General features: G+C 37.9%; 34 protein-coding genes. 14 read left to right on the top strand and 20 right to left on the bottom strand.

The genetic code is table 11. From position 1 onward, the window contains the following. The first annotated feature begins 71 nt into the window (after positions 1-71). The 4 genes from G622_RS0114615 (at position 72) to G622_RS0114600 (ending at position 1295) form a co-directional block, all read left to right on the top strand. Positions 72-296 carry a hypothetical protein gene (locus G622_RS0114615; RefSeq protein ID WP_242833009.1) on the top strand — a complete coding sequence of 75 codons (225 nt, stop codon included), beginning with the start codon at positions 72-74 and terminating at the stop codon, positions 294-296. 186 nt (positions 297-482) lie between these two features. Further along, positions 483-872 carry a DUF4342 domain-containing protein gene (locus tag G622_RS0114610; protein WP_026511315.1) on the top strand — a complete coding sequence of 130 codons (390 nt, stop codon included), beginning with the start codon at positions 483-485 and terminating at the stop codon, positions 870-872. Positions 873-931: 59 nt separating this feature from the next. Further along, complete coding sequence (locus G622_RS26705; protein ID WP_255347450.1) at positions 932-1066, top strand: hypothetical protein; 135 nt, start codon at positions 932-934, stop codon at positions 1064-1066. A 34-nt stretch (positions 1067-1100) separates the two neighbouring features. Next, complete coding sequence (locus tag G622_RS0114600; RefSeq protein WP_026511314.1) at positions 1101-1295, top strand: hypothetical protein; 195 nt, start codon at positions 1101-1103, stop codon at positions 1293-1295. A gap of 183 nt (positions 1296-1478) precedes the next feature. Here the strand turns inward: G622_RS0114600 and G622_RS0114595 are convergent, their stop codons facing one another. After that, positions 1479-2108: a lactate utilization protein gene (locus G622_RS0114595; protein WP_026511313.1), complete on the bottom strand. Its 630-nt coding sequence runs from the start codon at positions 2106-2108 to the stop codon at positions 1479-1481. Between the two features lie 48 nt (positions 2109-2156). On the opposite strand from G622_RS0114595, the gene G622_RS0114590 reads away from it, so the two are divergent. The 6 genes from G622_RS0114590 (at position 2157) to G622_RS23095 (ending at position 5027) form a co-directional block, all read left to right on the top strand. Then, positions 2157-2531, top strand: coding sequence for a DUF4342 domain-containing protein (locus G622_RS0114590; protein WP_081675341.1), 375 nt, complete (start codon positions 2157-2159; stop codon positions 2529-2531). Between the two features lie 5 nt (positions 2532-2536). Next, positions 2537-2737 carry a hypothetical protein gene (locus G622_RS0114585; protein WP_026511311.1) on the top strand — a complete coding sequence of 67 codons (201 nt, stop codon included), beginning with the start codon at positions 2537-2539 and terminating at the stop codon, positions 2735-2737. A 207-nt stretch (positions 2738-2944) separates the two neighbouring features. Next, positions 2945-3259: a PspC domain-containing protein gene (locus tag G622_RS25390; protein WP_044915962.1), complete on the top strand. Its 315-nt coding sequence runs from the start codon at positions 2945-2947 to the stop codon at positions 3257-3259. Between the two features lie 118 nt (positions 3260-3377). Continuing rightward, positions 3378-3548: a hypothetical protein gene (locus G622_RS25865; RefSeq protein WP_155831510.1), complete on the top strand. Its 171-nt coding sequence runs from the start codon at positions 3378-3380 to the stop codon at positions 3546-3548. Continuing rightward, the gene (locus tag G622_RS25860; protein WP_155831509.1) at positions 3549-3707 is read left to right on the top strand and encodes a hypothetical protein; all 159 of its coding nucleotides are present in this window, start codon (positions 3549-3551) and stop codon (positions 3705-3707) included. 258 nt (positions 3708-3965) lie between these two features. Beyond that, on the top strand, positions 3966-5027 hold the full coding sequence (locus G622_RS23095) for a tyrosine-type recombinase/integrase (protein WP_044915963.1): 1062 nt from the start codon (positions 3966-3968) through the stop codon (positions 5025-5027). A 41-nt stretch (positions 5028-5068) separates the two neighbouring features. Here G622_RS23095 and G622_RS24770 read toward each other — a convergent pair whose 3' ends face one another. Beyond that, complete coding sequence (locus G622_RS24770) at positions 5069-6049, bottom strand: C39 family peptidase (protein ID WP_049945885.1); 981 nt, start codon at positions 6047-6049, stop codon at positions 5069-5071. A gap of 154 nt (positions 6050-6203) precedes the next feature. Here G622_RS24770 and G622_RS0114555 point away from each other — a divergent pair, with 154 nt between their 5' ends. Then, positions 6204-6758, top strand: a complete 555-nt coding sequence (locus tag G622_RS0114555) for an RNA polymerase sigma factor (protein ID WP_044957767.1) — start codon at positions 6204-6206, stop codon at positions 6756-6758. Further along, positions 6742-7641 carry a DUF4367 domain-containing protein gene (locus tag G622_RS0114550; protein ID WP_026511308.1) on the top strand — a complete coding sequence of 300 codons (900 nt, stop codon included), beginning with the start codon at positions 6742-6744 and terminating at the stop codon, positions 7639-7641. Before G622_RS0114555 ends, G622_RS0114550 begins: the two co-directional genes overlap by 17 nt. 83 nt (positions 7642-7724) lie before the next feature. Here G622_RS0114550 and G622_RS0114545 read toward each other — a convergent pair whose 3' ends face one another. The 9 genes from G622_RS0114545 to G622_RS27160 form a co-directional block, all read right to left on the bottom strand. Next, complete coding sequence (locus G622_RS0114545; protein ID WP_081675338.1) at positions 7725-8714, bottom strand: DUF4825 domain-containing protein; 990 nt, start codon at positions 8712-8714, stop codon at positions 7725-7727. Next, positions 8711-9190 carry a sigma-70 family RNA polymerase sigma factor gene (locus G622_RS0114540; protein ID WP_026511306.1) on the bottom strand — a complete coding sequence of 160 codons (480 nt, stop codon included), beginning with the start codon at positions 9188-9190 and terminating at the stop codon, positions 8711-8713. The genes G622_RS0114545 and G622_RS0114540 overlap by 4 nt, the downstream gene beginning before the upstream one ends. Before the next feature lie 345 nt (positions 9191-9535). Continuing rightward, positions 9536-9880 (bottom strand): hypothetical protein, encoded by a 345-nt coding sequence (locus G622_RS0114535; RefSeq protein ID WP_044915970.1) that lies wholly within the window; start codon positions 9878-9880, stop codon positions 9536-9538. A 507-nt stretch (positions 9881-10387) separates the two neighbouring features. Then, positions 10388-10558, bottom strand: a complete 171-nt coding sequence (locus G622_RS25855; RefSeq protein WP_155831508.1) for a hypothetical protein — start codon at positions 10556-10558, stop codon at positions 10388-10390. 39 nt (positions 10559-10597) lie between these two features. Beyond that, entirely contained in the window at positions 10598-11662 is a 1065-nt protein-coding gene (locus tag G622_RS0114520; RefSeq protein ID WP_026511303.1) for a helix-turn-helix domain-containing protein, read from the bottom strand. 101 nt (positions 11663-11763) lie between these two features. Beyond that, positions 11764-12135, bottom strand: a complete 372-nt coding sequence (locus G622_RS0114515; protein ID WP_242833008.1) for a hypothetical protein — start codon at positions 12133-12135, stop codon at positions 11764-11766. Between the two features lie 49 nt (positions 12136-12184). Next, complete coding sequence (locus G622_RS0114510; protein WP_026511301.1) at positions 12185-12490, bottom strand: hypothetical protein; 306 nt, start codon at positions 12488-12490, stop codon at positions 12185-12187. Positions 12491-12531: 41 nt separating this feature from the next. Continuing rightward, positions 12532-14793, bottom strand: coding sequence for an ABC transporter substrate-binding protein (locus G622_RS0114505; protein ID WP_026511300.1), 2262 nt, complete (start codon positions 14791-14793; stop codon positions 12532-12534). A gap of 129 nt (positions 14794-14922) precedes the next feature. Then, positions 14923-15072 carry a transposase gene (locus G622_RS27160; RefSeq protein WP_196814226.1) on the bottom strand — a complete coding sequence of 50 codons (150 nt, stop codon included), beginning with the start codon at positions 15070-15072 and terminating at the stop codon, positions 14923-14925. A 205-nt stretch (positions 15073-15277) separates the two neighbouring features. On the opposite strand from G622_RS27160, the gene G622_RS0114500 reads away from it, so the two are divergent. Beyond that, positions 15278-16561: an MFS transporter gene (locus G622_RS0114500; RefSeq protein ID WP_026511299.1), complete on the top strand. Its 1284-nt coding sequence runs from the start codon at positions 15278-15280 to the stop codon at positions 16559-16561. Continuing rightward, positions 16551-17678 (top strand): helix-turn-helix domain-containing protein, encoded by a 1128-nt coding sequence (locus G622_RS24765; protein ID WP_049945884.1) that lies wholly within the window; start codon positions 16551-16553, stop codon positions 17676-17678. The genes G622_RS0114500 and G622_RS24765 overlap by 11 nt, the downstream gene beginning before the upstream one ends. 784 nt (positions 17679-18462) lie before the next feature. On the opposite strand, the gene G622_RS0114485 is transcribed toward G622_RS24765, so the two are convergent. From G622_RS0114485 to G622_RS0114450, 9 genes are all read right to left on the bottom strand, one after another. Next, a complete protein-coding gene (locus G622_RS0114485; protein WP_026511297.1) occupies positions 18463-19656 on the bottom strand; it encodes an ATP-binding protein in 1194 nt (397 codons plus the stop codon). A gap of 373 nt (positions 19657-20029) precedes the next feature. Beyond that, a complete protein-coding gene (locus G622_RS27155) occupies positions 20030-20104 on the bottom strand; it encodes a GNAT family N-acetyltransferase (protein WP_442855611.1) in 75 nt (24 codons plus the stop codon). 167 nt (positions 20105-20271) lie between these two features. Continuing rightward, positions 20272-20562: a helix-turn-helix domain-containing protein gene (locus G622_RS27150; protein WP_026511296.1), complete on the bottom strand. Its 291-nt coding sequence runs from the start codon at positions 20560-20562 to the stop codon at positions 20272-20274. A 212-nt stretch (positions 20563-20774) separates the two neighbouring features. Further along, positions 20775-20912: a hypothetical protein gene (locus G622_RS25850; protein ID WP_155831507.1), complete on the bottom strand. Its 138-nt coding sequence runs from the start codon at positions 20910-20912 to the stop codon at positions 20775-20777. Between the two features lie 61 nt (positions 20913-20973). Further along, positions 20974-21687, bottom strand: coding sequence for a leucine-rich repeat protein (locus G622_RS0114470; RefSeq protein ID WP_026511295.1), 714 nt, complete (start codon positions 21685-21687; stop codon positions 20974-20976). Then, positions 21684-22382 carry a leucine-rich repeat protein gene (locus tag G622_RS0114465; RefSeq protein ID WP_026511294.1) on the bottom strand — a complete coding sequence of 233 codons (699 nt, stop codon included), beginning with the start codon at positions 22380-22382 and terminating at the stop codon, positions 21684-21686. The genes G622_RS0114470 and G622_RS0114465 overlap by 4 nt, the downstream gene beginning before the upstream one ends. A gap of 51 nt (positions 22383-22433) precedes the next feature. Next, positions 22434-22997: a VanZ family protein gene (locus G622_RS0114460; RefSeq protein WP_155831506.1), complete on the bottom strand. Its 564-nt coding sequence runs from the start codon at positions 22995-22997 to the stop codon at positions 22434-22436. A gap of 126 nt (positions 22998-23123) precedes the next feature. Next, positions 23124-23807 (bottom strand): leucine-rich repeat domain-containing protein, encoded by a 684-nt coding sequence (locus tag G622_RS0114455; protein ID WP_026511292.1) that lies wholly within the window; start codon positions 23805-23807, stop codon positions 23124-23126. 243 nt (positions 23808-24050) lie between these two features. Then, the gene (locus G622_RS0114450) at positions 24051-24335 is read right to left on the bottom strand and encodes a hypothetical protein (protein ID WP_196814225.1); all 285 of its coding nucleotides are present in this window, start codon (positions 24333-24335) and stop codon (positions 24051-24053) included. Positions 24336-24343: the final 8 nt, after the last annotated feature.

Raw genomic sequence — 24343 nt, 5'->3', positions numbered from 1 at the left:
CTGCTTCATCTTTTTGCTTACAATATGACTATAGACAGGAAACAGTTGTTGGAACATATAGAAGGATGGTGATGATCATGTTACTGACAATGCTTTTTATGATTTGTATATTTGGTTTTGTAGGAAAGCTCATAGGATTTGCTTTTAGGTTTTCCTGGAGCTTAATCAAGGTAGCCTTTTTCCTTGTGTTCCTTCCATTCATTTTAATTGCAATGGTAGCCTATGGTCTAATTTACATAGCACTTCCTGTACTGGTAGTTGCAATGATTGTTGGGCTATTGGTTAAGGAGGCTTAAGGAGTTTAAACATGATGGAAACAGTTAATGCCTAGATTACAGATTTTCTTAGCAGGGGCTCAAAGGAAGAGGTCCTTTTAAAGAAAATAGCGGCTATTGGTCTTGTAATGATAGTTATTTACAGGCTATGTTATATAGCTGGCTTAGCAATTTGTCATATAGTTTATTAAGAGGAGGAAGAATATTATGAATATCACATTAGAAGCTATTGAAAAAGTAATGAATGAGGCAGGAGTTGATTATTCTACTGCAAAAGAAGCGCTTTTAAATGCAGATGGTGATGCAGAAAAGGCTATAAAGGAGCTTCAGCCAAAGGCTTGTGAACTTGAAGAGGATGTGCAGAAGCTCATTGATAAGGTTAAGGCAGTTGTTGCTGAAGGAAATGCAGACAGAGTACAGATTCTTAAGGATGATGAGATAGTATTGAGTGTGCCGGTTAATGTAGGTATTGTCGGTGGCATTCTTGGTATTACAGCAGCGCCTTGGGCACTTATTGCAGGTGCTGCAGCAGCATTTGGCCTTGGATGCAAGCTCGTTGTTGTAAAAAAGGACGGAACAAAGGACGAGGTTAAATAAATATCAGCTGTGGCATTATTATTCGTGTCTTAAAGAGGGTTAAGAGTAAGCATACTATTGTGATGGACGATGCACCTGAAAGATCAAAGACCACAGGTTACAATAAAGAAGAAAACAGTTACTCGGCAAATGATTATTATGAAACAAGTGAACCTGTTGGTCTTAAGCTATTTCAGATGATTTTAAGATCATAGGATTTAGTATTTAAGAAAGAGATGGGGAATAAAGATGAACAAGGGACTTAAAATACTTCTTGCAATTCTCTTGGGAGTATATTTATTGTCTCCGGTAGATCTGGTATCTGCCTGTCCTATAGATGACATAATAATTCTTTTTATCGCAATAGCATCCAGTAAAAAACTTGGGCAGAATCAAAGAAGAGGATTGATTGAAGATAAAAATGAAAATGTAATAGATCAGTAGCCGCCATGAGCAGGTATATTATTATTGCATGTTACATCTAGCAAAAAACGAGTCGACCCTATCGACTCGTTTTGTGGTTAATGCTGATTATAGCTGTATAAGCAAGACTCACATTTCTGCATTTTTATTTAATGAGAAAGAGTTCCAAAGTAATTTAAGGAAACTACGCCTGCAGGCTAAAAATTAGAATCCCAGGTTCTCATCTACAAGGATTACGTGGATTCTGCCTTCATGTCTTGAATATCTGGTCATGAGGAATTGACAACAGATGGTATCGGGAGATTTGCAATCCATGCACTTTCCTGTTTTAGCGCAAGGAGTTGCAAGACCAAATCTCTGGGCGTTTATAGGTGCAGCTACATTTCGTGCTCTTTTCATGGCGCTGTCAACATCAGGACAAACCTTGTTCATGCCGACGATGAAGATTACTTTTTTGGGACCCTGAGCTATTGCTGATACTCTGTTCGCATTCCCATCAATATTTATAATAATACCGTCATCTGTCATGGCATTTGCACTGGATAAAAAAACATCAGCGTCATATGCAGCCAACATGGCAGCACGTTTATCTTCTGCCTTATCCCTGTCGATGAAGTTGTAGTCGGGAGTCTGCAGAGCGTCAACAAGACCGATTTCATGAGCGCTCATTGCTCCGCCCATGGTCACACTGCTTCCCTTAGGTATAAGTTTTAGGGCCAACCCCAGAGCTTCTTCCTTTGTTTTTGCATAATAACCGGACATGTTTCTGGATTTAAGTCCTTCGATGATTTTTGTGGACAAAAGATCATTTCGTTTTACAATGTTTTCATTCATAGCCATATTCCTCCTACAGTTTGCATGATGAATTATGATTAGTCTCCTTTGCTTATAAATGTATCATCCAACCGTAGTGATAGCCATAAGAAAATTCGAATTAAAAAATCACTGTACTATATATGGAATGTAAAGAAGGTCAGATGGGGCCTTCTTTTTGTGGTTTGCGCGCTTAAAGCAGATGTGCAGAAGCTCATTGATAAGGTTAAGGCTGTTGTTGCTGAAGGTAATGCAGACAGGGTCCAGATCCTTAAGGATGATGAGATCGTGTTCAGCGTACCTGTTAATGTAGGTATTGTTGGAGGAATCCTTGGATTTGCAGCTGCTCCTTGGGCACTTATTGCAGGAGCTGTGGCAGCTTTTGGTCTTGGATGCAAGCTTGTTGTAGTAAAAAAAGATGGAACTAAGGACGAGGTTAAGTAAGGCAAATGAAAAAAGTTTTATCAGCGGTGGCACTATTTACCGTGATATTTCTTGCAGGTTTTCTAGCTGCGTTGGTTAAGGCCATGAACCGAAATGTGGGTGTGGGGACATGTGCAGCTGCCTCGGCAGTCGTAGCACTTATATCCACGATAGTTTTCTACGTTAAGGGCGCTACTAGTAAAAAAGAGGGATACGAGGAATCGTAAATATCATTTGGGCAGGGCAGGCCGTTATCTTTGCGAGAGGGCTTGCTTATTATGGAAATTACCACTGGAAGGATATGACCAAAAAAATGCTCTAAAAGAAAAATAGCTATGCCGTTTTTGCCTAAATGAACATTTATCAGAAGGGCAGAAAATCCTAGAATAATCTCATAAACAATGAGTTGCTTCAAAGGAAGCGAGGGAAAGGTTATGAGAGAAAGAAGACTTAGAAAAAGTGCAGATCAGAAAGTTTGTGGCGTATGCGGTGGCTTGGGCGAGTATTTTGGGATTGACCCTACGATTATAAGAGTTATCTATTTGGTTCTCTTATTTACTACAGGCATAGGAATCCTTCCTTATATCATCCTTGCTATAGTAATGGATGATGCACCGGAGGGTGCAAAGACCACAGGTTACTATGAGAAAGAAAACAGTTACTCGGCAAATGATTATTATGAATCAAGTGAACCTGTTGGTTTTAAGCCTTTTACAGATAATTCAGAGATCAGAGGCTTTAGCATCTAAGGAATATAAAGGAGGAGTATCCGGATATCCTTTTGGATATGCAGGGCTGTTCAATTAAGCAGGATAATCTCTTTCTACTGACACAGCTATTACTTAAAGAAAAAGGAGATTAAAAGCGATGAAATTAACATCAAGATCAACATTAGTTATGGGAATAGTTTTTGGAATGAGCGGAATCATTTATCTCGTATCTGGCAAGCCACTTTTAGCAGGAATATGGCTTTTCTGCTCAGCAATTCACTTTATTGAAGCATACAGGCTTCATTGTAAGGAAAAGGAAGAGCCCTGATTGACACGACAACCATTAACGGAATATCGTGAAATAGGCAGATATCAGTGCCTTGGCCATGACAGTTTTGGTCCTTTCAAGATTGCGGGTGGGATCCAAAAGGGGCATCCGGATGAAAGTGAGCTCCAGGCGGCTGTTGAGTTTTACAAGAATTTATAATTCTAGGATTAACATTGTGTACGAACCTAGTACACAATTCGAAAGCTTAGCTGAATGATAATAAGAACCTAAGCCCTGAGAGGTGAGTCTACTTAGGGTGAAGACAAGGGCGTGAAAGCGTCCTTGTTTTGCGTTGTGCATAGTGAAATTTAAAGTAGCTTCCTTATACCGCGGAAAATATCAATTTTATGTGGTATAATGGAAATAACAGAAAGCTCCTGCAAAAATCGTATGTTTTTGCGGCTTCGGAGGTATGAAATGGGAAAAGATTCCAGATATTATGCTGAATTACGCAAGGATAAACTTGCAAGAATCACGGAAATCAAAAAGCAGCTTCCAATATATACACATAAATTTATAGAATCCTGTGTCCGCAAATATCAGATAAACACAGCGCTTGCGTATGCAAAGGATGTTCTTTTATTCTTTGAATTTCTTAAAGTACGGAATCCGCGCTGCAGATCTCTGGAAATTAAGGATATTTCCCTGGAAATTCTTGATGCACTCAATTACGAAGACATAAATGAATTTCAGGAATTTATGGTTCTTAATGAATCTGACTCCGGGCATATGGTCAGCAACCGGACGCTTGCCCGTAAAATGGCAACTCTCCGGAATTTCTTTGGATATATGGCTGATAAGGAATATATTGCAGAAAATCCCACGCTTAAAGCAGATAAAAACCAGAAATATGAGGAAAATGACATAAAACGTCTTGATGTTGATGAAGCAAAAAGGCTTATAAAGGCTGTTGAAGAAACCAAAACATCAACAAAAAGAAGCTCTGCAAGGTCCCAAAACACAGCAAAACGTGATCTTGCAATTGTAATACTTCTTTTAAATCTGGGGCTTCGCGTGTCAGAATGTGCCGGACTCGATCTAAATGATGTGAATTTTGAGGATAATACCATCAGAATTGTTAGAAAAGGCGGTAAGGAAGCAATTCTTTATATAAATGAAAAAATCCGCAACACGCTCCGTGATTATATAAAAAATGAGCGTCCCCTGCTGGCACAGGATCCAAAAGAAGAAGCTCTTTTCATATCACTCAAGAACAACAGACTTTCCGTTAGAAGCATTGAGGATATGCTTAAAAAATACGGAGATGGCGCAAAACTTACAGACCGCGTTCATCCCCACAAACTCCGCCGAACCTTTGGAACCACTCTTTACAATTCATCCGGTGATATATACATGGTTGCAGACGTCCTTGGCCACAAGGATGTGAATACCACAGTAAAGCACTATGCAGCAGTTGATGAAGAACACCGGAAGTCAGTGGCAAATTATGATCTTTTTGGTGATGATAAAAATGAATAGTCAGGGAACTGAATCAGAATCAATTAGACATCTAAACTATCCTAAGCATTGCTATATTTCCATACACTTTTCATTTGTGATACCAAAGAATCAACATCCCAATGCTTACTACTATTTTTAGGGCTGTTAGGATCGTTCACTATAATTTTTCCGTCTGCATCAATGCCAGTTAGCACAATAAAATGACCTGTCTTAGTAAAATCTCCGGGTGACATTGAACAGATCATCGGCGCCTGACTGGATAAATTAGCCAAGATGTAATCTGATGAAACATCGCCGGAAACTACATTTAATCCATAGTGTTTGGCACCTTCTGTCATTATGGACCAGGATGTGCCTTCGCCGTATGTGTAGAAACCTTCTTTTGACGCATAAGTTGCAACAACGAATGGATTAAGCTCCGAATCATTCTTAAGGCCGCATGCCACCATAGCTAAACAAGTAGGCCCGCAACCGGCAACGCCTACATAGTTTGCTCCATAGTTTTTATATCCCCATCGCTTGTCCCACTGAATAAAAAGTGGAATATCAGATGCAGCCATTTCCGCTGTGACATCCATATCTAAATCTTTATCAACGTATTCCGTGAAATTTTGGACGTATTCTCTTGCTTCCGGATATTTTTCACCGAACTCAATTACATTTTCCGGAACATCTCTATGAGTATCTTGATTAAAAAAATTGTAACCACCAAACCCTAGCCCAACCAGAAGTAATACAATCAATGTAAAAGTTAAAGCAGGCTTTCTCGTAGAGCTTTGCTTTTTAACAGCTTCTTGGCAATTTTTGCGCATGTTATTGGTTTCAGGACACCCAGACACATTTACTGTAGATTTATTATTCCTTCTAATTCTAATTATTCCTATCCAGCAATGTATTATTGCTGCAAAAATAAGAATAGAGAATGCCGCTTTATCAGTTAACCAGGATGGTGCAAAAAGATAGTCCAGTGCTATAAGACCTATAAATATCAAGATTAACAGAAAAATGCCACGTAAAATCCATAACAATACTCGTTTCATACCCACTTACTTCCCCTTTTAAGTATCCCCCTTATAATTGTATGAAAACTCTGATCATCTGTAAAATAAAATAACGGTGAGAAGTCATTAAACTTTTCCTACAAAACAGCTATTGTGTTATCATATTCCTATACTGATACGGGGAAACCAAAACATGCTATTACTCATACTTTCTGTTCTTGAAGATGATCAGAGAAATCTTGTTGAAAAAATCTATAAAGAGAACTACCAGGATTTTCTAAGAGTTGCGATGCAGATAACCGGATCCACAGCTGATGCTGAAGAAGCTGTAAGCTCTGCACTTCTAAAAATATCACTCAATATTTTAAAAATTTCCCATTTAACCTGTCCCGAAATGAAAGCCTTCTGCGTTACTATAGTGAAGAACTGTTCATACGACGTGCTGAGAAAAAGCAGCAGGATCATTCCTGATTCTGATGAAGCACTAAGCAAAATGGATTCATCCATACAGGGACCGGAGCACCAGATGCTGGATAAAGAAAAAAGCAAATCCCTTTTGAAAATGATTGAGGTCTTAAGCTCCGATGAAAAGGTTCTTCTTGAGCTGCGCTATACCTATGAGATGAAATACTCTGAAATAGCACGGATGCTGTCAATATCTGAAGAAGTAGCCAAAAAGAAAGGTCAGCGCATTATAGGTAAACTACGAAAGCAGTATGAGGAAAATTCTGATGAATACGACTTTTGAAGAATTATTATCCGGAACAGTAAAAGAGAATATGATTCATCTCCTCTCCCCGGAGCTAAATGAATGGGAAGAACGTGTTTGTGAAAAAAGGCTTTCTAGGAAAGATACATCAAGGCTTGCAGATTTCATATGCTCTCTTCCACAGTCCGGACAGTATCTTATATTAGGAACCTATACTTTTGGATTAACTCCGGAAAGCATAGAGATTCTTTATGGTATATCAGATGCAGGTGAGCGCCTTAAATTCTTTGAAAAAATTCTTGCCAGGGAAATGGAACTTGCCTCCGATGAACGCATTTCAGAAGATTCCCTTACATCTGCATGTAAAACTATAATATCCAATCTGTCAAAAGAAACCGCGACTACTCGCAATACTTCCAACATTGTAAGGATATTTACTAAAACAGCCGCTGCAATACTCATAGCCAGCGTTATCTCATTCGGCACTGCGTATAGTGTAAATGCTGAATTCAGGGAAGCGGTAACAAAATGGTTCATTGAAACCTTTAAAGAATATAGTCTTATCAGATTTGACAATACTACCATCTCTGGCAACAATTTAGAAGATTACAGGATTACTTACGTGCCTGAGCGCTTTAGCTTCGACCATATCGATAAGGCCGATTCCTTAATATCTTTCAGCTATCTTGATGCTGATGGTTATTATCTGAGTATAGACATTGAGCTTCCAGGTGGAAACAATTATGTGGATACGGAAAACACCCAGCTGGAAATCCTGGACTTCAGAGGCCATGAAGCTCGCTATTATTCTAAAGAGAACTACAGCCTCCTCGTAACGGAGCTTGATGGATATGCACTTTTCATATCAGGGCCTGTTACCAAAGATGAGATATTGAAAATTGTAAACGGAATAGAAAAATAGCAAAGTGCATGTTCACTAAGTTGAGTGAGCATGCACCATTTATAAGAGCCTTTGGTCACAAAAGGCACCTATTATAATGAATGTCAGAAGACAGCGCGTATGAGTCCGGTTTTCTGAAGAAGTGTATCCAAAGTGCGTATATGTTTACTACATTTCTTGATATCTTCTCCCAAAAACGTACTTGCATCTTCCGCAGTAATCGTAAGCATTTTTTCAACCCCTTCACTGTGATAAACGTATGTCACATGATCAAGATTCTCAATCAGCCCTAAAATCACATATCCAAAGGCCTCCATATCCTGCTCCTTCTGTGCAAGCTTATCCGAAGAAACATCCTCTGATAGAATTATCTTCCACCCATATGGTTCCGATGAAGTTTCAAGTTCATTTGTAAATGCTCCAAGAGATGTTCCCATATTCAAGGCCAAGGCGGTACGATTGTTATCGGACATAGCACCAATATAACTGTGTCTTGTGGCATAAAGATCTGATGCAAAAGACGTCACCGGAGCTCCTTCAGACCAGACAATCCTGTTTCCGATGCGCACTTCTTTAATGGTTTCGGAAGCAACATACCGCCCTTCCAAATTCCCCTTGTGAAATGGACTTACCAAAACAGTTCGGGCATGCATCATAACAACACCAGCTTCCTCGGTATAGTAGATCGAAGCAACAGCATTACCGCTTCCAAATGGCACCGCTAAAAAATCCAACTCGTTATCCTCAACATTAAGATGCATAGCCATCCAATTGGTATCGTTCTTAGTACCTACCACAAAACAGCCTAATGTTATAATAAAAAGGACAAGAAGAAATGCTCCAACTACACTTCCTATGATAATTCTGAAGTTTATTTTTTTATTTTTCCTTAAAAAATCAATTTCCTTTTTATCTTCAGGCGACATTTCCAATATCTCTGAAGACGTTTCTTTCATAGCAGCCAGCACGCTTCTGCATTTCTCGCAACCGGTCAAATGCTCTTCAATCACCACATTAGTCTTCTCGCATGTAAGGCCATCAATATAAGAAGGAAACAAATCCTGTATCACTTCGCAATCTATATTGTTCATCATATTTCTTCCTTTCTCAGTTTTTCTTTTGCACGATAGAAGGTGACACGAGCCCAGTTTTCACTCTTCCCCTGTACCTCTCCGATTTCCCTAAATGACAGTCCACCAAGAGCTCTCAGATACATAACTTCGCGGTAGGGATCTTCAAGTTCATGTAGCTTTCTCAATAGTTCAATCCTTGAAATCTGACTGATTGCATCATGCTCAGCCGAGTCCGCCTGAAGCTCAGATGCTGCCTCTCCCTCGATTTCCGCCAACACTGGATGTTTTCTCTGATAGGTGAGAAGTACATTTTTGGCTATGCCGCACAGCCAGGTCGATATTTTACAGCTACCATCATAGTGATCGATGCTTCGTATTGCCTGATAAAAAGTCTCTTGGGTCAGTTCTTCCGCCAGATCAGCATTACACGTGCGCGCCAGCAAGAAATGATAGACGTTCTTCGCATAACGCTGATAGATTTCGTCCATGGACTGCAACTCCTCACCTCCTTTCCTTAGTTTTCATTAAGTTAATGCAAATTATGATTGTTTCGTTACAGGAATTTAAAAATAAAAAATGCTGCCACACCATATAGTGGGGCAGTGTCAGTTTCAATTGCACTATATATTCTAATATCTATAGACTAACTCATCTCATCCACCCAAACTCATTCATATATGCGCAGTAATCGGATGTAATATATGCGATACATTCATCGTTCAGTAAGAATTCAATTTTCCAGACAGCATATTCTGCGTCTTTATCTGTCTCACTAAACACATCCCAGTCATTAATCTGATACAAGTAATTATATAGAGAATAATCTTTCTTTAGGATAAGCCTTATACCACTATTCCTACCACTTCCATTAATGCAAGAATAAGCAAATATGTAATTAAACATATCCCAATCACAAATGGAATGCCGGTAATGATTCCAGGCAGTAATACCAATACTTTCTTTTTTCTGTTTGTTATTCCGTAAGATGATATCAGGAATAGACAACTTATAAGCATCGGAACAAAGCCTATTCCGAGAAAATTTATACATCTTTCGTATATTGTTTCAGGAAATATAGCATTCGGATCTATAACTATATTTCTTCCTATTATTGCTCCAATTACCAGAAGTAAAACACAGAATACACCTATGCTATAAATAATTATTGCTATAATCTTTTTATTCATTTTTGTCCTCTGCTTTTTATAATCAAAAAATATTTCACAAACTAAAAGCAATCAACCCATCCACAGCTTTTAATATCTTCAAAAGTAATCTGTTGTTCAACCTCTTGCATAGTATCAGTAAAAGACTCTGATCTTGGCCTTAAGATGAAAAATATCGCTGTCACAATAATTGCAGTTACGACGACCCCAAACCATAATATTATTCGCTTTTTTGCATACATAGTTCACCCTCCGAATTCATTATTCCTATATATATAACGCGCGAGCTGCCCATTTCGGGACACAAAGTATAGAAAAAAATGTAATTTTCCATAAAAAAGTAGATACCAGTAAAACACTGGTACCCACCACTATGCGTCTATTTCTTAATCAGAAGCATGCTCCGTTTCCTGAGTCCGGCATAGAGCAAAACTCCCAATTTTAACGCTGCCCACTTGAAATATATGCCGTCTAAAAAGCCTTTTAAATACAGCTTTCAATCTGCCCAGAGAGTATTTCTCCCTCTTCTTAACATCCGCATCCCCCCATGTGCCACATTTCAGCATGCGATACAGTGCGTTCCAATTGTTCATTTTTTGCCCATGTTGGAACAGTATGCAAATCTCTTTTACTTATTCCATATTTTGCTTCTATTATTGTCTGGGTATCCATGATGATTTCCTCCATTAACTTCCTCATGAAATACCCTTCGGCCGAAAGGTTTTATATCCTTTAATACTATTTTATCTTGTCTATCAGTCTTCTCTTTTCCTCCTGAAGCGCATCAACATCCGCGCCTTCAGTAATATTCCATTCCTCTTCCAGATACTTGATCTGAAGCTCAACATACCTGATGGCATCTTCATATTTTCCAAGTATTTCATAAATCCTTGCCTGTGCCTGGAGATGATCCATGCAAATATGTTCCTTATGGTTAGTTACATATATCTCCTCAGCTTTGTGATATCTTTCCAAAGCCTCCTCATATCTTGCATTGGATGCAAAAATGCCTGCTACTTCAAACATTGCATCATAGCTGTCATGGAACTTTTCCTCGATATCAGATACTATTTTCCATGCGTCCTCAGCACGATACTCAGCAAAAGCAATGTATGCTTCATATACCGGAACAAGAACATCCTTATGATCCGGCATTTTTGAATATGAAGTCAGATAATCTGCAGCCTCTTTAGTGCGATGATCCGCAATAAGGTTATCCATAAGAAATAGATAATTCCTGCCAATTTCAGGATGTTTTTCTACTAAATCCTTGAAAAACTCTATAGTGCTGTTATGCTGCCTTGCGTTCCAGTCCCAAACAACTGCACCTTCACTCTTTTGCAGAAGCCACTGGTCCTCCTTCGCATCAGGATGAAAATTCATGGCTTTTCTTGCATACAAACTAACATATCTGCTGTCACTAACTATTCTGTGATGATAAAGATGGGCCAGGAACGTGTAAATCCTGCCATCCATCCTGTCCGGATGGCTCTCATCATACTCATCTTTTATATCCAGCAGGAACTCCTTTGTATTATTAAACGCTTCATCCGTGAGTTCATTTTCATAATCAAGCATGTTTTCGATACGGTGGAGCTTTAGCTCTACTGATAGATCAAACAGTTCATCAATCGTAACCCCAAAGAATTCCGATATGGACGGGAGCAGTGATATATCCGGGGCACACACATTGTTCTCCCATTTTGATATAGACTGACTACTCACTCCTAGCGCATCTGCAAGAGCCTCCTGTGTTGTACTAGACTTTAAACGAAGTGCCTTAATTTTGTTACCAATATTCATTTTCGCGTCTCCTTATATGATTTTGAAGAAACGAAGCTTCATTTCAGTTCTTACAAGAATAATTGTAGAATATAGTCGTATTGCCCACAATGACGCAGTTTTCAAGTCGGTACAACCTGAGGTTGATTATTTATAGCGTATTCTCTGAACACAGTCGCTCTCGAAAGAGATATATCCGACATAACCTGTTCTACAGAAAGGTGCTTGTTCTCACAGATCATGTCGTAAATCTTCTGCTGGCGCTCAGTTAATGTCTTATTATCCTCTGCCTCAGCTGCAGCAGATTTATTCAACGGAATTGAAATCCTAAACACATCATCCTCAAACAATTCCGGTTTTCCCCCATCTACATATATTGGAGTATACATATATAGGTTTCTAACACCGGATCCAATTGAGTCAGTCCTACCTATATTTGCAAAAAAGCTCTGAATAAGCGGATTTTTTGGATATGGTGTAAATTCATCACTCATGATGTTTCCATGCTTGCGCGGAATGCTGTTATTCATATTTCATTCCACGCTATTTACCATTATTTCTTCGAATATCAGCAGTGTCCTGAACTGCCTTAGGCAGCCAATCTTCTTTGACATAATCAAGTGGAATAACCAACTCTTGAATTTTGTCATCCTTGCCAGGTCTCTTGATATCGTCTGGCAAATAATCCAGCCCGACCTCCCTTAAGCTCATGACACTATCATAAATCCAGCCAACAGCCTGATTATCACAATACAAACAATAGCACCCAAACATCTTTTTTACTTTTACATCAAGCTTTATGAGTGCATCTAACCATTCTTGAACTATTTGCGGATCTTCATAAGCCATCTTATTCCCTCCGTAACGGTAACGCTATTACAGTTCCTATTTTATTTTTCATCCAAATAGATCTGCACCCTGCTATTCATCACGTTTGCAGCTTCTTCTGCTGTTCTTTCTCCCGCAAAGAACGGGGCCAGTTCCTCGGAGATGATATCACCAATATAAAACAGTTCGTAATTTATTGGATTAGCTTCCTCTGCCATCATCTTTAGCTTCTCTGCATTTTCCTCAGATACGCCTTCTCCCTTATAGCTTATGCCATTCATATAGCTGGAAGCGCCCTCAGATGTCTCATTTGCCTTAGCAAGTTCCAGCTCCTTATAAAAAGCTTCTTTTTCTATCGGGAAATGACCACCATACTTCTGCTCATTAGTTTTCGAATACTTACTCTGCGCATTCTTCATCTGGGCATCGTGAGAAATGATAAACTTAAGGAACTCTTTTGCACCTTCAGGGCAGGTCGCCTTTGCATTAAGGTACAGCATATTGCAAAAGGCATACGCACCGCTGCCTTCATTTCTCGGATATCCGGCAAGAGATACATTTCCATCAAAACAGGCATCAAGGTAATTCATCACTTCTGGACTACCTACGCTCAGATTTTCAGATATTATCTTCCCTGTGTCGATTTTTTCCTTATAGTTGTTTTCATTGATATTCTCAGGACAAGCATATTTTGAGGCAAACATTATCAACTGGACAAATTCAGGGCTATCAAGATGGCTTTTCCTGTTATCCCAGTCAATAAAGGAATGATTAGTTTCGTCCAAAAGTCCATAATAGAAAACGATATCTTCACCTGATGTATTAAGTGCTATTGCCTCTGCATCAGCTTCTTTGGTTATCTCCATCATTTCCTTAAGCGAAAGAGCAGCTCTGTCACCAAGAATTCTCTTTGGATAGGCTGCAGTTTCCATGTAGAATTCATAAGGGATTCCATATTGTTCACCCTCGAACTGTCCGTTCTGGAGTACAGCATCAAAATATTTTGATTTATCCTGAATCAGATCACCCACAGAATTTATCAGTCCATTTTGAACCATGTCCTTCTGTTCCATTATTCCATTGATAATGAGGTCAGGTCCTGTGCCAGTAAGAAATGCTTTCTTAAGATCCGTCTGATATTTCTCCATATCCTCAGGATCTTCAGGAAGACTAACATTTATGTGATAATCTGCATTAGTCCGGTTAAACATGGCTATATAGTAATCAAGACTGGCAATCTTAAAGGGCATGGAAATAACAACTTCCTGCTTTTCCGCTTCTCTTTTTGAGTCGAGATCAGCCTCCAGTACATAATGGCTGCCTTCAAAGTCAGTAAGCACTTTAAGAGTGTTATCCTGTTTTTCAATCTTACTGATATTACTTAGGAAGTATCCCCTGTTTTTCCAGTCTATAAGCTTATCCTCACTGCCGCCCTCTTTCAGAAGCATTAGTGATTCAGTATCCGTAACATACCAGCCATCTGTTGTTTTAGCCATAGCCTGAATAGCAGATATATCACCATCGACTTTATAGGAAAAAGCGCTTTCCTTTTCGTCTACCGCACCTGCACAAAATGTCTCTTCGTTATTACCATACCAAATCGCAGAAGCATCTTCTGACAAGTCTATTCCTTCAATTTTACCGGAATAATTGTCCTGACGGATTTCTTTTGTGCTGAGATTATATGTGATAATCCTGTTTTCAGCAGGATAGTTCTTATAGGAATAAACAGTATCTTTCCCATCAAAAAAGAACTGGTTGTCAGACCACTGGTTTTCCGGTTCTTTTTCCGTGATAGGATACTCTGAGATCAGTGAAAAAGCACCATCAGCATCCATTTTTCCAAATGCATAGTAGTTCTTATCATCATCCAGATATCCTGATGAGACAAAGTAAACCGCATCTTCATAGATTCCTGCTATCCTGCACGGTTTATAGCCATGGCGGATATCTACAGAATCGTATTCTCCATCCAGGTTCAAATATGGGGCCTCATAATTCTTCCACTCATCGAACGGATACTCAGAAATCTGGATATAATATCCCAAATCCATTTCATCATTATATTCCGTATCCTGTCCCCAAAGCTGGGCAAGGCGATAAACCTTATTCCTAGCCATTTTTATATCAAGTTCCTTAACCCAGTCATCACTATTCTTGATCAGACCGGAATCCGCATCCGGTAATTCATGCTCTTTTATCTGGCATTCAAATATCTTTTTGCTTTCGGCTGACTCTATGCCGCCTATAGCATTCTTATCTCCACAAGCACTGCACAATACCACAGCAGCACATAATAATCCTATACCTCTTACTTTTTTCATACCCTATAGAATCCTCCAAACATTTCCCCCACGCCATATTATACCCATAGAAAAAACAGTACACAAATCAAATATGACTCATGTACTGCTCAGATACTGCTAACTTTTAATGCTAATACTCTAATAAACCTATACTGTCTCAAGTGAAACGGACCCGGTTGTGGCGCAAAAATAGCTCCTGCTCCAGAAAAGAGCATCTCCCCACATAAATTTTTCCAGATGCTCAGGATATTTGATCCTGACTTCTTTAGAGAGCTGTGACTTTAATAATAATGACACGTCTGAAACCCAGACAAAAAGGAGCTTCTGGCACCGTCTTCTGAGAGGGAACCCCTGTACTATACATGTTTAATTAAGCTTGCAATTGTAGTTATTTTCTTAGCAAGAAAGATTTTAATTTACCACTAATACTAGTAGGGTATTATAATAAATATTATAACGACATACAATGAAGCCATACTTGAATTAACAGGAGGGCTTCAATATGAAACAAGCCAGCATTACATACACAACAATTATTAAAGATAGTAACTACAGAAAACTCATTTTTTCAAAAATGATTGACCGCTTTGGCGATTCAGTGGATGTTATTGCCTTTACGTGGCTGATATATCAAATAACGCATAGTGCCATGTGGTCTGCTTTAATATTTGCTTTCAATATGCTTCCAAATGTAATTGTTCAACCATTTGCAGGAGCTCTTGTTGAGAAGAGAAATAAGAAAAATGTGATCATAGCCGCTTACATGATAAGAGCTGTAGTAATAACTCTATTTGCCACTTTGTATATGTTAGGGGGAGTCAATGCACCTATAATGGCAGTCCTTACACTTATTATTACTACCATTGAATCCTTTAGCCTACCAGCAAGCTCTGCTTTTACAGCTCAGGTCATCAAAAAGGAACATCTTACCTCTGGTATGAGTCTTTCAAAAGTACTGACAAATTCTGCTTCGCTTGTAGGGACAGGAATCGCAGGCGTGATAATCTCATTATGGGGCGTGGTTCCTGCCATGATCATTGATATCTCAACATTTATCATTGCATCAATACTCATTCTGCTGATGAATACTAAGGAAATCACACACAACAGAACAGATACTGATACAAACAGTCCTTCTGAAAAGTTCATCACGCTTTTTACAGATGGAATGAAATATGTTACAAAAACGCCTATGGTTAAGAACTTCTGCATATTATGCGTGGCGCTTAACTTTATGCTGGTCCCGATAAACGCTCTTCAGGCACCCATTGCGGAAGAAATATTTAAAATGGGCAGTGAGCTTCTAAGCTTTGGAGGTGTTTTCGCTTCACTTGGTGGCATTGTGGGAGCAGCTCTTTTACCCTTGTTCGCCAGAAAGTTTTCAGCCTTGCAGTCAGTCTGCATCGGAACAGGAATCGAAGGCATAGGTCTTTTTGGAATTGCTATGGGAGGTATTGTGAGTGGTGAAGCAATTCTATGCTATATAGATGTGAGCGCATGTTTTTTTGCCATGATGCTTGCCGCCACACTAATTGGTGGCATCATCGGAATACAATTCATGAAAACAGTTGATTTAGAGTATATAGCACGGGCCTCTGCTGTATTTAATGCTTTTTCCACAGCTGCAATGCCCATTGGTTCACTACTTGTCAGCTTGTTCGTATCACATATATCCACTAAAAATATCATGTTATTTGGTGTTGTCTTTGCTGTAGTTGTTTTATTTGTAATACTGGTATCAAGACCGTCTTTAGAAAAAGGGGAAGAAATTGTCGATGCAGCTTAATTTATGTGAAAATATAAAAAAATACCGAAAAGAGATGGGATTGACACAAGAAGAACTCGCTGAGGCCTTTGGAATCACAGTTGGCGCAGTATCGAAATGGGAAAGCGCCAGTACCATTCCTGACATAATGACCTTAATCGAGCTGGCAGACTTTTTTGGTATTTCCATTGACGTACTGCTTGGGTATAGCATTTCATCAAAAAATGTGGATGATACAATCAAAAACATTAACGCCCTTCTTAGGAAAAACAATTATAATAAAGCAATATCCGAAGCTGACAAAGCTCTGATCAGGTATCCAACAAACTTTAAGATAATCTATGGAAGTGCAAAAGCCTATAAGGTAGCTGCCTCTGCTAACGTATACAAAAAGTATCTGGACAAAACTATCAATCTTTATGAATCAGCCCTTCGATTGATAGACCAAAATACCGATCCCGACATCGATGAATTCTCAATCAGATTATGTATAGCAGAACTCAAAAGTCAGGCTAGTCCCGAGGAAGCCCTTGAAGAATTTAAAAAGATCAACTATAAGGGAATTGCTGATATTAATATCGCAAGAATTCTGATGGATATGGGCATGCATGAAGAAGGGATGGATAGATTTACAAAGGTTCTGGTATCTATCCTATTAAACAGCCTACAATATTCCAATAGTATGGCTATTGCGCTTGTTAAAACCGGTAAAAAAAATAATATCATGGAGGCCCGTGATGTTTTGGACTGGTGCATAAAAATATATGAAGCAACAGCAGGCAGCGAAATAAGCTATCTTACTAAGATGCAGGCCATTTTACTGATTCTTAAAGCTATGACTCTTTCTTGTCTTGGGGATTATAAAAACATGAGACAGTCTATAGATGAGGCATATAAACTTGCTGTTAAATTCGACAGATCTCCAGTCAATAGTATCGACGGAAAGATACGATTTTGGCATGCTAAAGAGAATTATAAGCCAATGCTATACGATGAACTTGGAGTAGGCGCCGTTGAGAGCATTGATTCATTATTTTCTCAGGAGCCTCACCCTACCAATCCCATGCCTGCCAGCATTCAAAAAATGTTAAAAAATGCTGAGAAATACTGGAAAGAGATAAAAGAACATGAGCTATAGATTTCTTTTAACCATCACAACTTCTTCATTTTGATACTTAATCATGAATCCATGGCCATGACAGTTTTGGTCCTTTCAAAATAGTGGGTGGGATCCCAAAGGGGCATCCTGATGAAATTGAGCTCCAGGCGGCAGTAGAGTTCTACTAGAATTTATAATAGTCAAAAGTGATATCATACTTTTTATAAGATTTCTCCAGTTCCTTGTTTGGGGAATAAATGCTGCTTTTTCTGTGATACAATGGTTTCTATGATGACTTGCTAAGGAGGCCAGCATGGACATTATCTATAAGGGAGAAAGGCTGAAATACTAAAACAACTACGCTAACAACTGACATATACCGGATAAAACTATTTATTGCAGCTTGTTTTTGATTTCGTGATGAAATGCTATTATGCTGGTGCTCTTGTAACCATTCAAGAAATCTAATGATATTTTCATATGTCAAATCGGATAACGTTACTTTATCAGCGTCAATGGATTCCTCTTCTGAATAGTATTGCAATCCCCACACAAACAACTCGTGCAAACAGCATTCCTTGTAACAGCCATTAAGAAAGACCTTCGAAAAACTGACTTTCCGAAGGTCTTTACACAAGCCATTATTCCATATTCTACACCCCAAAATGTATCACAAACTTCCGCTCCCTCTCTGCGACCACCAGCATTTCCATCAGCCGCCTCATTTCGGGCACATCCTTGACTGCATAAGAAATAATTTACATTTAAATTCGGAACCGTATATCTATTAGCCATTTTTAATTTTTTTCTGCTTTTGGCTAATTCATGCCTCTAACAGCCAATCAGCTAAATCGACAATTTTTATACCTTCGTATTGGTATTCATCATTTCTTGTACGTGCGATAAGCATTTTAGGATATGCATCTTTTATCTGCAAAAGTGGTGAAACTTCTCTCTCAAAAGTCTTATCATCGCTTATGTTATCGGATACTTGAATATAGATTTTTTCGCTACGTTTTATCGCCACAAAATCTATCTCTTTTTTATATAATACCCCGACATAAACCTCATACCCTCTGCGAAGAAGTTCTATAGCCACAATATTCTCAAGGATTCTTCCATAATCCATATTTCTTGTGCCGAGCTTGGCATACCGAAATGTATGATCACTGAGATAATACTTATCATTACTTGATAAATATTTTTTCCCTTTGATATCGTATCTACGGATTTTATAAAATGCAAATGCATTGCATAGGTATTGCATGTACGATCCAACCGTTGTATGGTGGATTTTCTCATTCATGCTGCCAAGGACATTTGTAATATTCCTGGCCGATGAAAGATTTGAAATGTTATCCATAAGAAAATCTACAATTCTGTCCATCAACTGAGTATTTCTTATTTTATATTTCTGTCTGATATCCCTTACAATCAGAGTGTCAAATACATCTGCAATGTAATCATACTTTGCTTCCGGATCTTTATATAGATAAGAGCCTGCCATTCCACCATATTTAATATACGATGATAGGGCCTCATATCTGTCGCTCAAATCAAAATACCTGACATATTCCTTGAAGGAAAATGGAAAAACTTTTATTTCAAATGTTCGTCCAGTAAAAAGTGTGGCAAGATCTGAACTAAGCAAAAAAGCATTTGAACCGGTTATATATATATCATACTTTTCGGATGCATGCAGTCCATTGATGGCCTTTTCAAAATCCTCACACATTTGAACTTCATCTATCAAAACAAAGTTCTGCATATTCTCTTTATACAAAGAGTTTATATGTTCATACAGCGCTCGAAAAGTGAGCAGTTCTTCAAACTCCGGCAGGTTAAAATTGATATGGATTATATTTGCATCTTGTATATTTTCATCTATATATTTTTTAAATGATTCCAAAAGCTTTGACTTTCCGCATCGTCTTACACCGGTAATGACTTTTATATCCGGAGTTCCTATTACATTGATTATTTTCTCCATATAGGAATTTCTTGGGATGAGCCTCATAATATCCATTTCTCTCCTTCTGTTTGATGAGATTATTCTATCATGTCTATTAGCCATTTTCAAATATTTTCCATTTTTGGCTAATAGAAGCATAGCGTTAAAAAACAGCACCGGACATTTGACTATCCGATGCTGTGTAATCTATCTGCTAATCTGGGTCTCAATATAGCTTGTTACAAATGAAATAATGTTGATATTTTTTCTTGGTCTCCCAAATATCGAGTACCATACCGAGTACCACGGGAGTACCATTTTTCTATAAAATACATAGAGTTATAACAAGTTAGATGTGAGCTGTAATTTCTGCAAGTCCAGTATTTATGCGGATTCATAGAGTTTTATAACTCTTTATGGAGATATATGAAAACAGGCTTCAAATAACATACTCTAATAAATCAGAACCATAGCCATTGTTTTGATGTTCAGGTATCACATATAAATCCTCTATAAGATCATTTTTTCCGATACAATGGCAAATAGCTCATAATCTTCCTCTCATATTCATTTTATTTCCCATACTAATAACCCATTATTATGGCTTCCAAACAAACAATCCTTCCCCTGATGATATTGCTGTGATTAGCCTTATCAGCTTCTCGTCCGGATTATATACTGTCATATGGAGATCATCCGGTTCCGAAGCAATATTTCAAAGAACTGTCCCTTACTTTCCCTCGGGACTTGTTCAGGCAATATATCAATGACCCAGTAAGGTTTTTGAAGCAGCTCATCAGTTGAAATTTCAAGTAGCCTTGCTATTGGCGCAACCAATCCTATGTCAGGAAGTGTATTCCCATTCTCCCATTTATTTACAGCAGGAGTTGTTACTCCCAGACGAGCCGCCATCTCTTCCTGGGTTATACCCATTTCTTTACGATATTTTCTGATAATCTTTCCGATATTCATCTGTTCTACCTCCAACATAATATTGGAACCGGTTCAATTGATATGATATCGAAGATAGTATCAAAAATCTATTGAGCACTTGTTAAACAAAAAAGAATTTTATTAACCAATAAGCAAATAACCTCTCTTCCGGATTACGGTCGAGAGGTTATCGTCCTTCGTTAGCCAGATTATCACCTGACTAGAATAACTCGATTTATTCCTACTACAAATCAATTATTCACAGGAAATGCCATCATTCCCGCCATTAAAAACACAATGAAAAGTACCAGTATTACACCTATAGTGTATGCGAGCTTCACATCAAAAATTGTTATGTCTTCATCCCCAAATGCCTTTCTCCCGTACAAATATTCCCTTTGATTATTCTTAAAATGTATTTGCCGTTGTCCTAAGCTACACCTCAATCCATTACTTGAGGCATCGTGCAGGTTTAAAGTGTCTACCTATAACGTTCTTGCCACCAGCCTTCTTGAATAATGACTTCAACTTTTTCATATGCTTCGAGTTCATATCAAAACCAACAATTTTCATCATAACAGATCTTGTATCTCTGAAGGCATCATTACCTACTCGTTTTAATTTATTTCCTTTTAACTCAAATTTATACATGGATTTGCAGCCATAAAAAGCTCTTTCCTTGATCATTTTAAGGCTATCAGTATCGCTGATAGAAAAGTACCTGAGATTTGTACATCCTTCAAATGCACTTTTTCCTATATATTTTAAAGGAGCAGAATAGACTATAAACTTTTTTATCATCTGGTTGTCCCTAAAGGCATTATCAGCTATTCCGACAATCTCATAGTCTTCTAAGTAATAATCTTCACAAGCTACATTTTCATAATTCTTTTTTGTATATTTTGTTTTTGGAGAAGGATTAAATCCTGTTATTTCAACTTGTATGTACTTATTTTTAGATTCACTTGCGGTTTTTACAACCCTGAATTTGAATAGATCATATTTTTCACATATAAATTCGTCTCCCTTCATGAGGTGATCAGCACTGACCTCTTCACCTGTTGAGACATATGTCTCGGCACATGCATTTATTGAATATATATTAAATGAAAAAACCATAGCTAAAACTGCCATCAAATACCAATATATTTTTTTCATACTCATTTTTTGTCACTCCAATACTTTTTTCTTTTCTTGAAACATACCTTTTTAGCACCTGCTTTTGTAAGCAACTTCTTAGTCTTTTCAAGCTGCTTCGGACTGATGTCATAGGCTCTTAACTTGAGTTTAGGCTTCGTTTTTGCAAATGCCTTTTTACCTACGCGTTCCAACTCACTTTTATCAAACATAACTTCACTCAGTTCGCTACAGCCATAAAAAGCTCTTGCTTTAATCTCAGTAAGTCCTGACGCAAAATAATAGTTAAAACTTCTAAGCTGAGTACATCCTTCAAATGCACTTTTTCCTATATATCTGAACTTATCGACATTTTTAATATTGACCTGTTTAATATACTGATTGTTCTTAAAGGCGTTATCCGCTATCCCAACTACATGAAAATCCCAAAAATCATCTATATCCCCTATAACATCAACCGTTTCAAACGGATATGGATATGTGTCGGTAAGCTCCTCATCCGGAGTAGGATTAAATCCGGTAATTTCCACTTCTCCATATGAGTGTATCGTTGCAGGCTTTAGTACTCTATAAGTACAAAACTCATACGCAAATTCTGCCCCTTCCGGCAGGTTGTCCCCATAATAATCGTAGTAGTCGGCCGCAGTAGACTTTATAGGATGCACATTAAAAATGGCAATCATAGCCAGTACTGCCCCCATAGCAAATAAACTTTTCTTCATTCCAACATCTCCTTTATATTTTTAAAATATGCGTTACATATTAATAACGTTTCACCTTCTGATTTCGGGACATCTTTTTCTTATTACTGTTAAATCCCACACTTCCAGACTCAGATATCCCATAATTCCGCCTAAAACATTCATGATGATATCATCCACATCAAAGCAGCGTCCGCCACTCATCTGTATAATTTCAATAATCAGCGTTGCCATGAAAGAAAGTATAAAAATTGAAACCAAACTCCATCTTTTCCTGGTAAATACTATTGGTACTAACAATCCCAAAGGAACGAAAAGTATAATATTTGCCACCGCTTGCGACCAGCAAATGTTTTCAAATGGGACAAGATTTCTCATATATCCGCCAATACGTAATGTATATAGGCTTAACTTCATTTCAGCCAATCCGGTAATTCTTAGTAAAACAACAATGTATGAAATGAAAATGGCATTCTTGGCCATCTGCCATTTATTGGAAATTCTTTTTCTAAAAAAGATAATTTCTACGAGGAAAAATAATACAGAAACAAAAACCATAAATGTGAAGACGAACAATCCAGCATAAAATATTCTCTCCCAACTTCTGCTAGTAATACTCATAAAACTGTAAACCACCCCACTTCCGGCAAAGTAATCTCCTCCACGTTTTCCAGACTTGTTCCTGGATCTGAAGTTGTCTCGCTTTCACTACTATATGCTCCGCAAAAATCACTTATAATGAAAGACTCTTTATACTTTTCATTAATGACAAGGATCCCTCTTTACCTTTTTGTAATAATCCATTTTAAAATACGTCTTCTTTGCACCTGCTTTTTTAAATAGCTTCTTTACTCTTGCTTCATGCTTTGTACTCATATTATAGGTCTGGATCTTTATTTTGTGCTTATCATTTCTAAAAGCATCCTTCCCGACATGTTTTAACGCATTTTCATACAAGATAAATTCTTTCAATGAAGTGCAGTTATAAAATGCTCTTGATTTGATTTTACTGAGTTTTTCACTACCACTACCAAAGATCTTAAGATTGGAGCAACCCTCGAATGCACTTTCCCCTACATATTTTAAACTTCTTGGAGTATAGAATTTACGAATGTTCAAGTTATCTTTAAATGCATTGTCAGCTATTCCGACTATATGGTAATACTCATCTGGCCATAGATCACTTACATGATAGTATCCACCTTTATTCCATCCCCAATCATAATCGGCATCAAAACCTGTAATTTCAACTTCTCCTATGCACCTCTTTTTTGTTATTGGTTTTGTAACTCTGTAAACAAACCCCTCACATTTAAATTCCCCTCCCTTAGGAATATAGAGATCATTTTTAGTATCATAATACGCATTGGATTCTGCATGTACTTCTGCCATTGGTGTTGAAAGCGCAATAACACTAGCCATCATTAAAGCGAATACTTTTTTCATATTCTTAAAACTCCCTTCAATTATTATATTTTTGCTTGTGTGTAAAGCATTTACTATATTGATTATAAAAGCAGTTTCGTGATTGTCATTATTTAATAGTTACATACTAATAACGTTTGAACATATCATTTCGGGACACAAAAATTGGAAATTTCTGATTACATAATAATAATGTTTGATGACTTGCTCTTTGTGACATGCTTTGCCTGATTTTTCTCCCCCCCCTTGTTTTTCAATATGATGTCAGCTTATAAGCATATTTGCCCTTTCCAAATTCTTTTTACTTACAAATACGTGATATACATATGAAACAGGTCCTGCTGACTGTGAAAAAGTAAAGGCTCCCCCACCACCTACACTAGCTCCCATTGAACCATGCACCATAGTTCCAATTGAAGATTCATTCTTTTTTGTAACACACTCATATTCAATATTGTTCTGCTTTAAGATCTCTGTAATTCTGGCAATTTCCATTGCTGATGAATCTGTTAAAAGCTTTGCTTTATCCCATGGCATTAACATACTCATAATCTCCC

Source organism: Butyrivibrio sp. LC3010, assembly GCF_000424385.1.
In the GTDB taxonomy this organism is placed as follows: domain Bacteria; phylum Bacillota; class Clostridia; order Lachnospirales; family Lachnospiraceae; genus Butyrivibrio.
The sequence above is the reverse complement of the archived record's forward strand: the minus strand, read 5'-3'. Positions and strand labels throughout refer to the sequence as shown.